11 protein-coding genes are annotated in these 14,853 nt (G+C 68.3%); 5 read left to right on the top strand and 6 right to left on the bottom strand.

All coding sequences use genetic code 11. The annotated features are described in order from the left end of the window. The first annotated feature begins 26 nt into the window (after positions 1-26). Together U858_RS0117025 and U858_RS0117030 are read left to right on the top strand one after the other, a co-directional pair. Complete coding sequence (locus U858_RS0117025; RefSeq protein WP_025138354.1) at positions 27-3,164, top strand: efflux RND transporter permease subunit; 3,138 nt, start codon at positions 27-29, stop codon at positions 3,162-3,164. Positions 3,165-3,169: 5 nt separating this feature from the next. Then, positions 3,170-4,678: an efflux transporter outer membrane subunit gene (locus U858_RS0117030; RefSeq protein ID WP_025138355.1), complete on the top strand. Its 1,509-nt coding sequence runs from the start codon at positions 3,170-3,172 to the stop codon at positions 4,676-4,678. Between the two features lie 9 nt (positions 4,679-4,687). On the opposite strand, the gene U858_RS0117035 is transcribed toward U858_RS0117030, so the two are convergent. Together U858_RS0117035 and U858_RS0117040 are read right to left on the bottom strand one after the other, a co-directional pair. After that, on the bottom strand, positions 4,688-6,022 hold the full coding sequence (locus tag U858_RS0117035) for an MFS transporter (RefSeq protein WP_025138356.1): 1,335 nt from the start codon (positions 6,020-6,022) through the stop codon (positions 4,688-4,690). Positions 6,023-6,130: 108 nt separating this feature from the next. Then, positions 6,131-7,798, bottom strand: a complete 1,668-nt coding sequence (locus U858_RS0117040) for a GMC family oxidoreductase (RefSeq protein ID WP_025138357.1) — start codon at positions 7,796-7,798, stop codon at positions 6,131-6,133. Positions 7,799-8,003: 205 nt separating this feature from the next. On the opposite strand from U858_RS0117040, the gene U858_RS0117045 reads away from it, so the two are divergent. After that, a complete protein-coding gene (locus U858_RS0117045) occupies positions 8,004-8,846 on the top strand; it encodes an IclR family transcriptional regulator (protein ID WP_025138358.1) in 843 nt (280 codons plus the stop codon). An 85-nt stretch (positions 8,847-8,931) separates the two neighbouring features. Here the strand turns inward: U858_RS0117045 and U858_RS0117050 are convergent, their stop codons facing one another. Then, positions 8,932-9,957: a class I SAM-dependent methyltransferase gene (locus tag U858_RS0117050; RefSeq protein ID WP_025138359.1), complete on the bottom strand. Its 1,026-nt coding sequence runs from the start codon at positions 9,955-9,957 to the stop codon at positions 8,932-8,934. 137 nt (positions 9,958-10,094) lie between these two features. Here U858_RS0117050 and U858_RS0117055 point away from each other — a divergent pair, with 137 nt between their 5' ends. Further along, positions 10,095-11,015 (top strand): helix-turn-helix transcriptional regulator, encoded by a 921-nt coding sequence (locus U858_RS0117055; protein ID WP_025138360.1) that lies wholly within the window; start codon positions 10,095-10,097, stop codon positions 11,013-11,015. Between the two features lie 43 nt (positions 11,016-11,058). Here U858_RS0117055 and U858_RS0117060 read toward each other — a convergent pair whose 3' ends face one another. The 3 genes from U858_RS0117060 to U858_RS0117070 form a co-directional block, all read right to left on the bottom strand. Continuing rightward, complete coding sequence (locus U858_RS0117060) at positions 11,059-12,240, bottom strand: low temperature requirement protein A (protein ID WP_025138361.1); 1,182 nt, start codon at positions 12,238-12,240, stop codon at positions 11,059-11,061. Between the two features lie 69 nt (positions 12,241-12,309). Then, positions 12,310-13,740 (bottom strand): MFS transporter, encoded by a 1,431-nt coding sequence (locus U858_RS0117065; RefSeq protein WP_025138362.1) that lies wholly within the window; start codon positions 13,738-13,740, stop codon positions 12,310-12,312. Between the two features lie 68 nt (positions 13,741-13,808). Continuing rightward, positions 13,809-14,237, bottom strand: coding sequence for a VOC family protein (locus U858_RS0117070; protein ID WP_025138363.1), 429 nt, complete (start codon positions 14,235-14,237; stop codon positions 13,809-13,811). 112 nt (positions 14,238-14,349) lie between these two features. On the opposite strand from U858_RS0117070, the gene U858_RS0117075 reads away from it, so the two are divergent. Then, the gene (locus U858_RS0117075; protein ID WP_025138364.1) at positions 14,350-14,694 is read left to right on the top strand and encodes a GFA family protein; all 345 of its coding nucleotides are present in this window, start codon (positions 14,350-14,352) and stop codon (positions 14,692-14,694) included. The last annotated feature ends 159 nt before the right edge of the window (positions 14,695-14,853 follow it).

Here is a 14,853-nt window from a genome sequence, read left to right on the forward strand (position 1 = left end):
ACCGCCCGCCCATCCGAGGTTAGATCATGTCCAAGTTCTTCATTGGCCGCCCCAAATTCGCGTGGGTGGTGGCCATCTTCATCTCGCTCGCCGGCATTCTGGCGATTCCGTCGCTGCCGGTGTCGCAGTTTCCGGTGGTGGCGCCGCCCCAGGTGACCATCAACGCCATCTATCCCGGCGCGTCCGCCAGCACCCTGGTGGACTCGGTGACCAGCGTCATCGAAGAGGAATTGAACGGCGCCAAGAAGCTGCTGTACTACGACTCGTCCAGCAGCTCCAGCGGCAGCGCCGAAATCACCGTCACGTTCGAACCGGGTACCGATCCCGACCTGGCGCAGGTCGACGTGCAGAACCGCATCAAGAAGGCCGAAGCCCGCCTGCCGCGCGCCGTCACGCAGCAGGGTCTGCAAGTGGAACAGGCCAGCTCGAACTTCCTGATGATCTATGCCTTGACCTACAAGGGCGACGATACCGGCAAGGACGTGGTCGGCCTGTCTGACTACGCCGCTCGCTATATCAATAACGAGATCCGCCGCGTCAACGGCGTGGGCAAGGTGCAGTTCTTCGGCGCCGAAGCCGCCATGCGCGTCTGGATCGACCCGCAGAAGCTGCTGGGCGTGGGCCTGTCGGTGGCCGACGTCAACGCCGCCATCGAAGCGCAGAACGTGCAGGTGCCGGCGGGCAGCTTCGGCAGCCGGCCGGGTTCGCCCGAGCAGGAACTGACCGCCACGCTGGCCGTCAAGGGCATGCTGGATACGCCCGAGGAATTCGGCCGCATCGTGCTGCGCGCCAATGCCGACGGCTCGACCGTCAAGCTGGCCGACGTGGCGCGGCTGGAAGTCGGGCGTCAGAGCTACGACTTCGAAACCCGCCTGAACGGCAAGACCGCCGTGGGCGCGGCCGTGCAGCTGGCGCCGGGCGCCAACGCCATCGAAACCGTCAAGGCGGTCAAGGCGCGGTTGCAGGAACTGTCGGCCTCGTTCCCGGAAGACGTCGCCTATTCGGTGCCGTTCGACAGCTCGCGCTTTGTCAGCGTCGCCATCGAAAAGGTGGTGTACACGCTGTTCGAAGCCATGGCGCTGGTGTTCGTGGTCATGTTCCTGTTCCTGCAGAACGTGCGCTACACGCTGATTCCGTCCATCGTCGTGCCGGTGTGCTTGCTGGGCACCTTCGCGGTCATGTCGCTGCTGGGCTTCTCGGTCAACATGATGACGATGTTCGGCATGGTGCTGGCCATCGGCATTCTGGTGGACGACGCCATCGTGGTGGTCGAGAACGTCGAACGCATCATGGCCGAAGAAGGCTTGCCCCCGCGCGAGGCCACCGTCAAGGCCATGAGCCAGGTGTCCGGCGCCATCGTCGGCATCACCCTGGTGCTGTCGGCCGTGTTCCTGCCGCTGGCCTTCATGAGCGGCTCGGTGGGCGTGATCTACCAGCAGTTCTCGCTGTCGCTGGCGGTGTCCATCCTGTTCTCGGGCTTCCTGGCGCTGACCTTCACGCCGGCCTTGTGCGCCACCTTCCTCAAGCCGATTCCCAAGGGCCATCACGAGGAAAAGCGCGGCTTCTTCGGCGCCTTCAACCGCGTCTTCGCGCGCCTGACCGACCGCTTCGTCGGCCTGAATTCGCGGCTGGTGCGGCGCACCGGGCGCTACATGGTGATCTACGCGGCCATCGTGGCGGTGCTGGGCGTGCTGTACATGCGCCTGCCCGAATCGTTCGTGCCGCCCGAAGACCAGGGCTACGTCATCGTCGACATGCAACTGCCGCCGGGCGCCACGCACCTGCGCACCGACAAGGTGGTGGCCGACGTGGAACAGCACCTGATGTCGCTGGACGCCATGGGCGACGCCTTTACCGTCATGGGCTTCAGCTTCTCGGGCACGGGCCAGAACGCGGGCATCGCCTTCCCGTCGCTGAAAGACTGGTCCCAGCGCGGCAAGGGCCAGGCCGCCACCGACGTGGCCGACAGCGTCAATGGCCGCTTTGCCGCCATCGACGACGGCACGGTGATGGCGGTGAACCCGCCGCCCATCGACGGCCTGGGCAACTCGGGCGGCTTCGCGCTGCGCCTGCAAGACCGCGGCGGCCTGGGCCGGGCGGCGCTGACGGCGGCGCGCGACCAGCTGCTGGCCAAGGCCAACAGCTCGCCGCTCATCGCCTACGCCATGATGGAAGGTCTGGCCGATGCGCCGCAACTGCGCCTGGACATCGACCGGCAGAAGGCCGAAGCGCTGGGCGTGGGCTTCGACACCATCAGCACGGCCATTTCGTCGGCCTATGGCTCGGCCACGGTCAACGACTTCGCCAACGCCGGCCGCTTGCAGCGGGTGGTGGTGCAGGCCGACGTGCGCGACCGCATGACGCCCGAAAGCGTGTTGCAACTGAACGTGCCCAACAAGTCGGGCGGCATGGTGCCCCTGAGCGCCTTCGTGCAGACCCATTGGGAAAACGGCCCCGTGCAGATTTCCCGCTACAACGGCTACCCCGCGTTCAAGATCGCGGGCGACGTGGCCCCCGGCGCCAGCACGGGCCAGGCCATGGCGGAAATCGAGCGCATCGTGTCCGAACTGCCGACTGGCATCGGCTACGAATGGACCGGCTTGTCCTACCAGGAAAAGCTGGCCGGCGCGCAGGCCCCGATGCTGTTCGCCCTGGCGTTCCTGGTGGTGTTCCTGCTGATGGTGGCGCTGTACGAAAGCTGGGCCATTCCCGCGTCGGTGATGCTGATCGTGCCGATCGGCGCGCTAGGCTCGGTGCTGGCGGTGACCGTGCTGGGCATGTCCAACGACGTGTACTTCAAGGTGGGGCTGATCACCATCATCGGGCTGGCGGCCAAGAACGCCATCCTGATCGTGGAATTCGCCAAGAGCCTGCGCGAGCAGGGCCATACGCTGGTCGACGCCGCGATCGAGGCAGCCAAGCTGCGTTTCCGCCCGATCGTCATGACGTCCCTGGCGTTCATCCTGGGCGTGGTGCCGCTGGCGCTGGCCACCGGGGCGGGCGGCGCCAGCCAGCGCGCCCTGGGCGTGGGCGTCATCGGCGGCATGCTCAGCGCGACGCTGCTGGGCGTGATCTTCGTGCCGGTATTTTTCGTGTGGGTGCTGTCGCGGTTCAAGGGCAAGCGGGCAGCCGCCCCGGCCCCCGCCGCCGCACCTCAGGAGTGAGATCCATGAAAGCGACTTTCTTAGTTTCACGGCTGGGCGCCGCCATCCTGACGGCGGTATTGGCCGGCTGCTCGATGGCGCCCGTGTACCAACGGCCCGACGCGCCGGTGCCGGCCACCTGGAACCAGCCGGCCGGTGGCCAGAACGGCGCGCCGTCGGCGGCCGCCACCCTGGACTGGCAGTCGTTCGTCGTTGACGAAGACCTGCGCCGGCTGGTGGCGCTGGCGCTGGACAACAACCGCGACCTGCGCCAGGCGCTGCTCAACATCGAAGCCGCGCGGGCCCAGTACCGGGTGCAGCGCGCAGACCAGCTGCCGGGCATCAACGCCCAGGGCACCGGCACGCGCCAACGGGTGCCGGGTGACCTGAACGCCAGCGGCAACGCCGGGGTGCAGAGCAGCTACCAAGCCGGGCTGGGCCTGACATCGTTCGAGATCGACCTGTTCGGCCGCGTGCGCAGCCTGTCGGATGCCGCGTTGCAGGAATACCTGGCTACCGAGGCGAATGCGCGCGGCGCGCAGATCAGCCTGGTGGCTGAAGTGATCCAGGCCTACCTGGCGCGCGACAGCGCGCTGCGCCGACTGCAGGTCACGCGCCAGACGCTGGACAGCCGCGAGGCCTCGCTGGCCCTGACCGCCAAGCGGCGTCAGGCCGGCGCGGCCACGGCGCTGGACTACCAGGAAGCGCTGGGCCTGGCCGAACAGGCGCGCGCCGACCTGGAACGCATCGATCGCGAAGCCCGCCAGGCCGGCAACGCGCTGGCGCTGCTGGTGGGCGTGGGCGACCTGGGACCGTTCCTGCCCAAGGGCCTGATCGCCGCGGCCCCCCTGGTGCAGGAAATCTCGGCCGGCGCGCCGTCTGAATTGCTGGAACGCCGGCCGGACATCCGCGCCGCCGAACACCAGTTGCAGTCGCGCAATGCCAGCATCGGCGCAGCCCGTGCCGCGTTCTTTCCCAGCATTTCGCTGACCGGCCTGTTCGGCAGTTCCAGCGCCGAACTGTCGAACCTGTTCGACGGCGGCCAGCGCGCCTGGTCGTTCACGCCGCAGATCACGCTGCCGATCTTCGCCGGGGGCCGCAACACCGCCAACCTGGACCTGGCCAACGTGCGCCGCGACATTGCCGTGGCGCAGTACGAAAAGACCATCCAGTCGGCCTTCCGCGACGTGTCCGATGCGCTGGCGGCTACCGACACCCTGCGGCGCGAAGAAGCGTCGCGGCAGGCGCTGGCCCAGACCAGCGCCGAGGCCCAGCGCCTGTCCGAGGCGCGCTATCGCGGCGGCGTCGACAGCCACCTGCGCTACCTGGACGCGCAGCGTCGCGCCTTCGCGGACCAGCTGTCCTACATCGAGGTGGCGACGCAGCGCCAGGCGGCGCTGGCCACCTTGTTCAAGGCGCTGGGCGGCGGCTGGCCGGCGTGGGCGCCGGTGCCGACCGCGGAGCGGGCAATAGAGCAGTCGCGCCATCCCGCGGAGGCACCCGCCCTTGAGCCGGCACCCGCCTCGCAAGGCTGATGGGCGGGCTTACGCCTTGCGCAGGGCGGCGGCGCCGACGGGCGCCGCCGTTTCCTGTGCAGACGTCCGGCCGCCGCGCCCGATCAACCACGCGCACAGGGCCGACACCACGCCCGCAAACAGCACGTACAGGCAGATCAGCCAGGGCTGGCCGCCGCCGCTTTTCAGCAGGGCGGTGGCGATGATCGGGGTGATGCCCGAGGCGAAAATGCCCGAGAACTGGTAGACGAACGAGATGCCGGTGTAGCGCACCTTGGCGTCGAACAGCTCGCAGAACAGCGCGGCCTCGGGCCCGTAGACGGCGGCATACAGAATGCCCAGGGGAATGATGATGGCCAGCCACACCAGCATCATGTTGCCCTCGCTGTTGAGCATCAGCCAGAATCCCGGAAAGGCGGAGATGGCCGTGATCAGCGAGCCCCAGCAATACACCCGTGAGCGTCCGATCCGGTCGGACAGCCGCCCGAAATAGGGAATGAAAAAGCACATCACCAGCGCCGCGGCCATGACGCCGATCAGCGCCTCGGTGCGCGATACCTGCAGCGTCTGCGTCAGGTACGAGATCGAGAACACGCCGAAGACGTTGAAGAACACGCCGTCGATGTAGCGCGCGCCCATGCCCTTGGCAACGTTGCCGGGGTAGCGGCGCATCATGTCCATGAAAGGAATGCGGCTTTCGGCGTTGTCGCGCTTGACCGCGGTGAACTCGGGCGTTTCCTTGATGTTCAGGCGGATGTACATGCCCACCAGCACCATCGCGGCCGATGCCAGGAACGCGACGCGCCAGCCCCAGGCCATGAACTGCGCATCGGTCAGCAGCGTCGACAGCAGCGCCACCGTGCCGGACGCCAGGCACAGCCCGATCGCCAGTCCGATCTGCGGGATCGACGCGTAAAAGCCTTTTTTCCCCGGCGGCGCGTATTCATAGGCCATCAGCACCGCGCCACCCCATTCACCGCCCAGGCCTATGCCCTGGAACACGCGCAACAGCAGCAGCAGGATGGGCGCCCAGACGCCGATGGTGTCGTAGGTGGGCACCAGGCCGATCAGGAAGGTGGACACCCCCATGATCATCAGCGTCATCACCAGCATGCTCTTGCGGCCGATGCGGTCGCCGAAGTGGCCGAAGATCAGCCCGCCCAGCGGTCGGGTGATGAAACCCACCGCAAAGGTGGTGTAGGCCAGCATGGTGGACACCAGCGGGTCGCCGGTGGGGAAGTACAGCTTGTTGAACACGATGCCGGCGACCACGCCGTACAGGAAAAAGTCGTACCACTCGATGGTGGCGCCGATCAGCGACGCGGCGACGACTTTGCGCACCGCGGTTTCGTTCTGCTTGGCCATGCCTGTCTCCTTTGGTGGGGCGGGCGGCGCTCTGTGGCGCCGCTGCCGCGGAAATCGCTATCTCATGCGGGTCGATCCTGAGGGTTCATCGGCGTTGTCTCGTTGCTGTCACGCGGCTTGCTTCTGGGGCGAGCGCTCGGCCTGCGGCTGCGCCTGGGCGCGCCGGCGCGCGGCCTGCAGGTCCTGCAGGATGAAGTCGGCCGCGCGCTCGGCCAGCATCACCACCGGCACATTGGTATTGCCGGACACCAGCGTCGGCATGATGGAGCAGTCCACCACCCGCAACCCGTCCACCCCGTGCACGCGCAGGCGCTCGTCCACCACCGCCAGCGGATCGCTGCGCGGACCCATCCTGGCGGTGCCGGACGGGTGGAAGATGGTCGCGCCGTACTCGCGGCAGAAGTGCAGGATCTCGTCGTCGCTGCGGATCTCGGGGCCGGGCCGGAATTCCCGTTTCATCAGGCCGGCCAGCGGTTCGGTGGCGGCCAGGCGGCGGGCGTACTTCACCGCCGCCACCGTCATGCGGCGGTCCAGTTCGGTGGACAGGTAGTTCGGCTGCATCGACGGCGCCTCGAACGGATCGGCGCTGCGCAAGCGCACCGCGCCGCGCGAGGACGGCCGCAGCTGGCAAACCGAATAGGTGCAGCCCGAAAACGGATGCACCTTGCCGCCCGCCATGTCGGCCGACAGGGTGGCGAAATGAAATTGCGTGTCGGGGCTGGCGCTTGCCGGATCCACCCGGCAGAACAGCCCGCCCTGGTTGATGCCCACGGCCAGCGGCCCGCCGCGAAACAGCAGCCATTGCAGCCCCATGCCGACGCGGCCATGCAGGGTGCGCAACTGGTCGTTGGTGGTGATGGGCTGGCGGGTTTCGTAGATCAGCCGGATCTGCAGGTGGTCTTGCAGGTTCTCGCCCACGCCGGGCAGGTCGCGCACCACGCGGATGCCGAACGGGCGCAGCAGCGCCGCCGGCCCCACGCCGGACAGCTGCAATAGCTGCGGCGACTGCAAGGCGCCGGCGCACAGCAGTACTTCGCGGCGCGCCCGCAGCGTGCGCACCTGGCCGCCCTGGCGGTAGCGCACACCCACCGCGCGGCTGCCTTCGAACAGCACCGCCATGGCGTGCGCATCGGTCTCGATGCGCAGATTGGCGCGGCCCTGCGCCGGGCGCAGATAGGCCACGGCGGTCGAGCAGCGGCGGCCATTGCGGGTGGTCAGCTGGTAATAGCCCACGCCGTCCTGCTCGCCGGTATTGAAGTCCTGTACTTGCGGCACGCCCAGCGCCTTGGCCGCGCCGATCAGGCCTTCCACCAGCGGATGCGGCGTCTTGATCGACGTGGCGTTCAGCGGGCCTTCGGTGCCGCGCGTGTCGCCCGGCCCCAGGTCGTTGTTTTCCAGTTTGCGGAAGTAGGGCAGGCAGTCGTCCCAGCTCCAGCCGGGGTTGCCGGCCGCGGCCCAGGCATCGTAGTCGCGCCGCTGGCCGCGAATGTAGATCAGCCCGTTGATGGCGCTGGAGCCGCCCAGCGTGCGGCCGCGCGGCCAGTAAATGCGGCGGCCCAGCATGTTGGGGTCGGGGTCGGTGTAGTAGCCCCAGTTCACCACTTTGTGGAACATGGTCTTGCCGTAGCCGATGGGAATGTGGATCCACGGCGAGCGGTCCGGCGGACCGGCTTCCAGCAGGCAGACACTGTGTTCGCCGCTGGCGGTGAGGCGGTTGGCCAGCACGCAGCCGGCCGAGCCGGCCCCCACCACGATGTAGTCCACGGCATCAGACATTTCTGAATTTCTCCCTGGTGTGGCCGATCTGGCGCGGGTTGCGTAACCCGGACGGATGGCGCGTTTACCCTGCTTGCCGCCACGCCGCGCACTTATATACTGGCCCGCAGGACGGGATCGGCGCGATGCGCGCGCAGGCTGCATCTGTGGCGATTCTAGGAAGCGATCAGACGAAAGAAAGCGCGATCCGCGCGCCAACGGGGAAATGGAACAGAACATGCCTCTTCGGTTTCAAAATCGCAGTGCAGCATCGCCGCAGGCGGCGGCCGAAGGCGCCGAGGCACCCGACGATGCCCGGTCCTTGCGCGCGCTGCGGGTGCTGGACTACCTGGCGCGGGCGCAGCATCCGCCCACGCTGGCGCAACTGGCGCAGCGGCTGGAGATGCCCAAGTCCACGCTGATGCGATTGCTGGCGGCGATGCAGCGCGCCGGTTACGCCGCCGCCACGCCGACTGAAAACGGTTTCGTCCCCGGCCCGCAGGCCACCGCATTGGCGCTGTCCACGCTGCGCGCGTCCGCCTTCACCCGCGCCTGCCGCGCCGTGCTGGCGCAACTGGTGGGCAAGCTGGGCGAAACCTGCAACCTGACCGCGCCCGACGGCGACCAGGTCGTCTACATGGAACGTGTGGAAACCGCTGAACCCTTGCGCTTGTTCTTCGCGGTGGGCAGCCACGTGCCGATGCATTGCACCGCCAGCGGCAAGCTGTTCCTGGCGTCCATGAACCGGCTCGAACGCGGCCGCGTGCTGGCGCGCTTGCCGCTGACGCGCAACACGCCGCGCACGCTGACCGACCCGGCGCGGCTGGAAGACGAACTGGAACGCCTGGCCGCGCGCGGCATCGGCATCGACAACGAGGAATTCGTGCGCGGCATGAGCGCCGTAGCCGTGCCGGTGCGCGATGCGCAGGACCGCGTGGTGGCGGCGGTGGCCTGCCACGCGCCCACGGCCCGTCTGATGCTGGACGACCTGCTGCGCGCCGTGCCGGTATTGCAGGACGCAGCGCATTCGATGAGCGAGGTGCTGGCGCAGCACCGGCCGGGCGCGTGATGGGTTTAGGGTCGCGCGCTATCTGGAAAATCCGCACAGCACGCCGCCAGTAATCCAGTAACGGGCGGTAGACGAAGCGGCCGCGTCATTGCGCGCCGCGTCGTGCCGACAGCACCCGCAGCGGGGCCATCGGAAAGCGGTCCGCGTCGAACCCGCGCACGTCCACCAACCCCGCATCGCGCAGCGCCTGCGCCATGGCGCCCGTTCGCGTCACGCGCCGTCCCAGCAGCAGCATCGGCAGGTAGAACGGCAAGACCCGCGCGGCGGCATCCGCGTCGGCGGGTATCTCGGCATGGGCGATCACCAACTGCCCGCCCGGCGCCAGCGCGTCGTGCATCTTGCGCAGCGCTGCCTGGGCATCGGGCACGAAATGCAGCACCGACGAGCACCAGATCAGGTCGTAGCCGTGGCCGATGTCGGCCGTTGCCAGATCACCGCCGATGACGCTCATGCGGTCCGTCAGGCCGGCCGCGTCGATGTTCTCTTGCGCCACGGCCACCGTGGCGGGCCAATCGAACACCACGCCGGTGGCGCCGGGCCGGTCCTGCACCAGCGCGATGCCTATCAAACCCGGGCCGCCGCCCAGGTCCAGGATGCGTTGCGCACTGGCGGCCGCCGGCACGCAGGCGATCGCCTCGCGCGCCGCGGCGACCGCGATGGCGCGCTGTTCCTGGCCGATCTGCACCCGCGCCGCGTTGGCCCAGGCGGCGGCCTCAGGCTGCACATAGGGGTCCATGGCTGGGCCGTCCTGCGGCAACAACTGGCCCAATTGCTCGCTGAAGTGCAGCAGCGACCGGCGCCGGTAGCGCCAGGCGTCGGCGCAATAGCCGGGTTGGCCCGGCACGAAATGCTGCGCCGCCAGCGGGGCGCAGCAATACTGTGGCGGCTCGCCTTCCAGGCGCCGCAGCAGCCCCAGGCTCCAGAGCATGTCCAGCAAAGGCGTGACGGCGGCGGGCCGTAGCGCCAGCGCCTGCGCGACCTGGGCGGCATCGGCGGGCGCGGCCAGTTGTTCGAACACGCCCAGTTCCAGCGCGGCGTCCAGCGCCGCGGATTGAACGGGGGCCGCGGCCAGGTCCCAATAACGTTGCAGGGGAAGGGGAGAGGCAGGCATCGGATTCCTCGGATTGAAGGGCATCCGGCAATGGTATTTATTTTTGCGAACGCCTATCATTCACATTCATATGTGTGCCGGATCGATTCGTATGCGGTTCGGCGTTCTGCCCGCTTTTCGATACGCTTTCGCCCTTCATGTCCCTGCGCCTTGCCGCCACGCTCGCCCGTCCCGCCGCCGCCCTGCGCCCTGGCTGGCGCCGCGTCGCATTGCCGGCGCACGCTGGCGATTGCCACGCCGACTGGCTGGACCTGGATGCAGACCTGGCCCTGGTGCATTCGCGCTACACCCCCAGCCAGGACCTGATCGAGGAATCGGCCGCCGGGCAGGGCGGGCGCACGCTGGCCATCACGCTGGCCTTGCACGGCGCGTCGGCCTACTGCGGCGCGGATGGCTCGGCGCTGGATTTTCGCGGCGGCCACACCACCGTCACGTCCTTCGGCCGCCGCCATGGCGAACGCCGCTATGCCGGCGGGGCCACCGTGTCGCAACTGCGCCTGCTGGTCGGCGAACCCGCATTGCGCCGCTATGCCGGCGACGCCCAGGCCAACGCCTTGCTGGGCGATGGCACCTTGCGCCAACTGGCACAAGGCCGCACGCCAACCGACCTGGCCGCCCTGGCCCGCGAATTGGCCCGGGGCTGCGATCCGCTGGACGGCCACATCAAGGCCCTGACGCTGCTGTCGCGTCAGTTGCGATCACTGGCGGCCCCGCCGGAACCCGGCCGGCTCAGCCAGGCCGACATCGCCCGGCTGGAACAGGCCCGCGCGCTGATGGTCGAGCAACTGGACCGCGACCTGACCGTGCAGTACCTGTGCCTGGCCACCGGCCTGAACGAGTTCAAGCTGAAAGAGGGCTTTCGCAAGCACTACGGCACCAGCCCCGGCCGCCTGCTGACCGAACTGCGCATGCACCGCGCCTGGGAATTACTGGAAACCGGCTGCCAGGTGGCGCAGGCGGCGTATCGCGTGGGCTATCGGCATCCGGCCAACTTCAGCGCGGCCTTCACCCGCTTTCACGGCCGCACGCCCAAGTCGGTGTTCGGCAAGCGGCGCTAAAGCGGCCGTACGGACCGGGCCGGCGCGAAGGCCCGGTGCCGCCTCAAAGCGGCGCGTGGGCATGCCCCCCGCGCCGCGACAGGCTTTCCCACGTGGCCACCACGATCATGATCAGCGTGGTCAGCCCGCCCACCATCAGGTTGTCGGTCACGAAGGCCACCGGCGCCAGCACCGCCAGCAATACCAGGCCGACGATGTGCGACAGCGGAAACCGCCCGTACACCACCGTCTTGTAGATGGCGTTGCCCAGCAGGTACAGCGCCGGCCCGCCCACCAAGGCCGCCGCGGCTGCCGTGGTGATGCGCCCGTCCGGGTGCAGAATCACCAGTTCATTGGCCACCGCCGACACGATCACCCCGGCAATCAATATCACGTGCACATAGTGGAAGTAGGCGCCGACCCGGCCCGGGTCGGCATGGTGGGCGATGGCATGGCTGCCGTCCTTGCTGCTGGTGTCGAAGTACACCCACCACATGGCGGCGGTGCCCAGAAAGGCCGCCAGCAGCGCGATCAGGGTCGGCGCATCCCAGTGCGGATGCTCGCCCAGCGTGGCCCCGGTGATCAGCAGCGTTTCGCCCAGCGCCACGATGACAAACAACTGGCAGCGCTCGGCCAGGTGGCCGCCTTCGATGGTCCAGTCGCGCGTGGTCGAACGGCCCAGGCCCGGCAGCCAGAACCCCGTCATGGGCGACAGGTATTCACAGGCCACCGCCAGCGCCCACAGCGCCAGCCGGGCATCGCCGTCAGCCAGGCCGCCCGCGATCCACAGCACCCCTGACATGCACAGCCAGCCCAGCATGCGGCGAAAGTTCGGCGCCAGCGGGTGCGACGGCCCCAGGTGCAGCACCACAAACAGCGTGCGCCCCACCTGGATCAGCACGTAGCTCACCGCGAAGATCAGCCCGTTGTCGCCAAACGCGCCCGGCAGCACGGCGGCGGCCACCAGGCCCGCCAGCATCACCGCGAACAGCATCAGGCGCATCGGCAGCGCGTCGGGGTCGAACCAGTTGGTGACCCAGCAGGTGTACTGCCACCCCAGCCACACCGCGAACCACAGCACCAGCGTGTGGATGGCGCCCATCAGCGTCAGGTCGTGCAGCAGGCTGTGAGACAGCTGGGTGACCGCGAAGACGTAGACCAGATCAAAGAACAGCTCGACGAAGGTCACGCGGGCTTCGTGGCCGTCCCGGCGGCGCAACAGGTTGGCGCTGGCAAGGAATGTCATGGCGGTGGGCTTCCTGTAGAAGGGGCGCCGCCAGATTACTGCGAGCCCCTTGCCGCCGCCGTAAAGAATTTAAAAGTCGTGGGCGGGCAGGTCGCGGTTGCGCGACCGCACCAGCGCACCGCTGAGCAAACCGGCCACCGCGGCGATCCCGGCGCCCGCCAGAAAGGTCAGCTGGTAGCCGCCGTTGAGCGCCACGACCGGCGCCGCGCCGCCTGCCGCCAGCGCCGTGGTGCGGGCCGCGGCCAGGCTGGCCAGCACCGCCAGCCCCAACGCGCCGCCCATCATGAACGCGGTGTTCACCACGCCCGACGCCAGGCCGGACTGGCTGGGTTCCACATCGCTCATGGCCGCCAGCAGCATGGGGTTGAAGGCAATGCCCGCGCCCAGCCCCAGCAGCAGCATGCCCGGCAGCACGTCGGCCACGAAGCTGCCGTCGATGGGCGCGCGGGCAAACAGCGCCAGCCCCAGCGCCGCCAGCAACAGGCCCGTGGTCAGCGGCCCGCGGATGCCAAAGCGCATCACCAGCTTGGCCGACAGCCCCAGCGAAAACGCCGCCATGATCAGGTTGGCCGGCAGGAACGCCAGGCCCACCTGCATGGCGTCGTAGCGCAGCACAAGCTGCATGTACAGCGCCGACACGAAAAACCAGGCAAACATGGCCGCCGCCCACAGCACGCCCACGACATTGGCCGTGGCCACGTTGCGTAGCCGGAACAGCCCCAGCGGCATCAAGGGTGCCGCCACGCGCGCCTCGATCAGCAGGAACAGCGCCATCAACAGCACCGCCGCGCCGATCAGCCCCAGGGATTGCGCCGACGTCCAGCCGGCCTCGTTGCCGTTGACGACGGCGTACACCGCCAGCATCAGCGACGCCGTCACGGTCACCGCGCCCGCCACGTCCAGCTTGCCGCCCGCCGCCTGCGCCTTGGCCGCCGGCAGCAGCCGCAGGCACAGCGCATACACCAGCACGCCAATGGGAATATTGACCAGGAAGATCCAGTGCCACGACAGCGCGCTGGTCAGCAAGCCGCCCAGCAGCACGCCGATGCTGCCCCCGCCCGCACAGACAAAGCCGTACACGCCCATGGCGCGGGCGCGTTCGCCGGCCTCGGTGAACAGGTTCATGATCAGCGACAGCGACACCGCCGACACCACCGCGCCGCCCAGCCCCTGCGCCGCGCGGGCCGCGATCAGCAGCCCCTGGCCCTGGGCCAGGCCACAGGCCAGGGACGCCACGGTGAACAGCGTCAGCCCCGCCAGGAACATGCGGCGATGGCCCAGCAGGTCGCCCAGCCGCCCGCCCAGCAGCAGAAAGCCGCCGAAGGTCAGCATGTAGGCGTTCACCACCCACACCAGCGACGTCTCGGTGAAATGCAGGTCTTCGCGAATCGAGGGCAGGGCGACGTTGACGATCGTGGTGTCCAGCACGATCATCAGCACGCCCAGGCAAAGCACCATCAAGGCCCACCAGCGTTGCTTGCCGTGTATGCCATGCGTCATGGGTTGAATCCTTCGCCGCGCGGGCGGGTAATGGTCGGCAATGGTAGCGGGCCGGCACCCGCAGCGCGCTAATGGGTCAACCGCCCGCCGCTGATCATCCAGCGGGTCTCAAAGCGGTCGATCAGCGCGCCATGGGCTTCGGCCCAGAACGTTTTCTGCAGCGGCATGGTAACGCTGCCGCCTTCCGCCAGCATGTCAAAAATGCGGTGCGCGTCCGACACCGTCGGATACGCCAGCGACAGCGCCATGCCCTGCTTGCCGGGGTAGGGGTGCCCGGCGGTGGCGTCGCTGGCCATCAGCAGCTGTTCGTCCAGCGCCAGACGGGCGTACATGATGCGTTCGGCATCTTCGGCCGACAGGTCCGGCATGGCCGCGTCCGGCGGCGCGTCCGTGTAGCGCAGCAACGCTTCGATGCGCCCGCCCAGCACGCGTTCGTAGAATTGCATGGCCTCGGCGCAGTTGCCGTCGAAACTGAGATAGGCGGATAGTCGGGGCATGAGGGGTCTCCTTTGGTGAGGGGCCGCGACGGCAGGCGCCGCGTCGTTTTATGATGGCTGTCGGCAATCGCATCGGTCGCAGAGACACGACCGCCACCCAAGGAGCCAGGCCATGCAACAAGGAAGCTGCCACTGCGGAAAGATTACCTTCGAAGTCGAAGGCGAGCCGTCACAGGTACTGGAATGCAACTGTTCGCACTGTAGCCGCAAGGGCTACCTGCTGTGGTTCGTGCCGCGCGGCAAGCTGCGCATCACGTCATCGACAGACAGCCTGTCGACCTACAAATTCAACAAGCACGTGATTGCGCATCATTTCTGCGCCCACTGCGGCTGCGCGCCGTTCGGCTTTGGCGCCAGCCCCACCGGCGAGGCAACGGCCGCGGTCAACGCGCGTTGCCTGGTCACGGTGGATCTGGCGGGCCTGACGCGCATTCCGTACGACGGCCGCAACGCCTGACGCCATTGTCGCACCGGGCCACGGCCCGGGAAATCCCCGCCGCAAAATCCGGGCCTCATCACGCTGTCCGGGAAACCTCTTATTGTCCGCGGCGCCAGCGCATCCCTATGATTCGCCACAGGATCAGCACTGATCCCAAGGCGCCAGGCCCAGGCCCGC

Source organism: Achromobacter sp. DH1f (assembly GCF_000633435.1).
Classification (GTDB): domain Bacteria; phylum Pseudomonadota; class Gammaproteobacteria; order Burkholderiales; family Burkholderiaceae_B; genus Achromobacter; species Achromobacter deleyi.

Excerpts from the sequence above, each read along its gene's own strand:
- U858_RS0117065 (WP_025138362.1), bottom strand. The coding sequence starts at position 13,740 with ATGACGCATGGCATACACGGCAAGCAACGCTGGTGGGCCTTGATGGTG.
- U858_RS0117030 (WP_025138355.1), top strand. The coding sequence starts at position 3,170 with ATGAAAGCGACTTTCTTAGTTTCACGGCTGGGCGCCGCCATCCTGACG.
- U858_RS0117040 (WP_025138357.1), bottom strand. The coding sequence starts at position 7,798 with ATGTCTGATGCCGTGGACTACATCGTGGTGGGGGCCGGCTCGGCCGGC.
- U858_RS0117035 (WP_025138356.1), bottom strand. The coding sequence starts at position 6,022 with ATGGCCAAGCAGAACGAAACCGCGGTGCGCAAAGTCGTCGCCGCGTCG.
- U858_RS0117075 (WP_025138364.1), top strand. The coding sequence starts at position 14,350 with ATGCAACAAGGAAGCTGCCACTGCGGAAAGATTACCTTCGAAGTCGAA.
- U858_RS0117025 (WP_025138354.1), top strand. The coding sequence starts at position 27 with ATGTCCAAGTTCTTCATTGGCCGCCCCAAATTCGCGTGGGTGGTGGCC.
- U858_RS0117055 (WP_025138360.1), top strand. The coding sequence starts at position 10,095 with ATGTCCCTGCGCCTTGCCGCCACGCTCGCCCGTCCCGCCGCCGCCCTG.
- U858_RS0117045 (WP_025138358.1), top strand. The coding sequence starts at position 8,004 with ATGGAACAGAACATGCCTCTTCGGTTTCAAAATCGCAGTGCAGCATCG.
- U858_RS0117050 (WP_025138359.1), bottom strand. The coding sequence starts at position 9,957 with ATGCCTGCCTCTCCCCTTCCCCTGCAACGTTATTGGGACCTGGCCGCG.
- U858_RS0117060 (WP_025138361.1), bottom strand. The coding sequence starts at position 12,240 with ATGACATTCCTTGCCAGCGCCAACCTGTTGCGCCGCCGGGACGGCCAC.
- U858_RS0117070 (WP_025138363.1), bottom strand. The coding sequence starts at position 14,237 with ATGCCCCGACTATCCGCCTATCTCAGTTTCGACGGCAACTGCGCCGAG.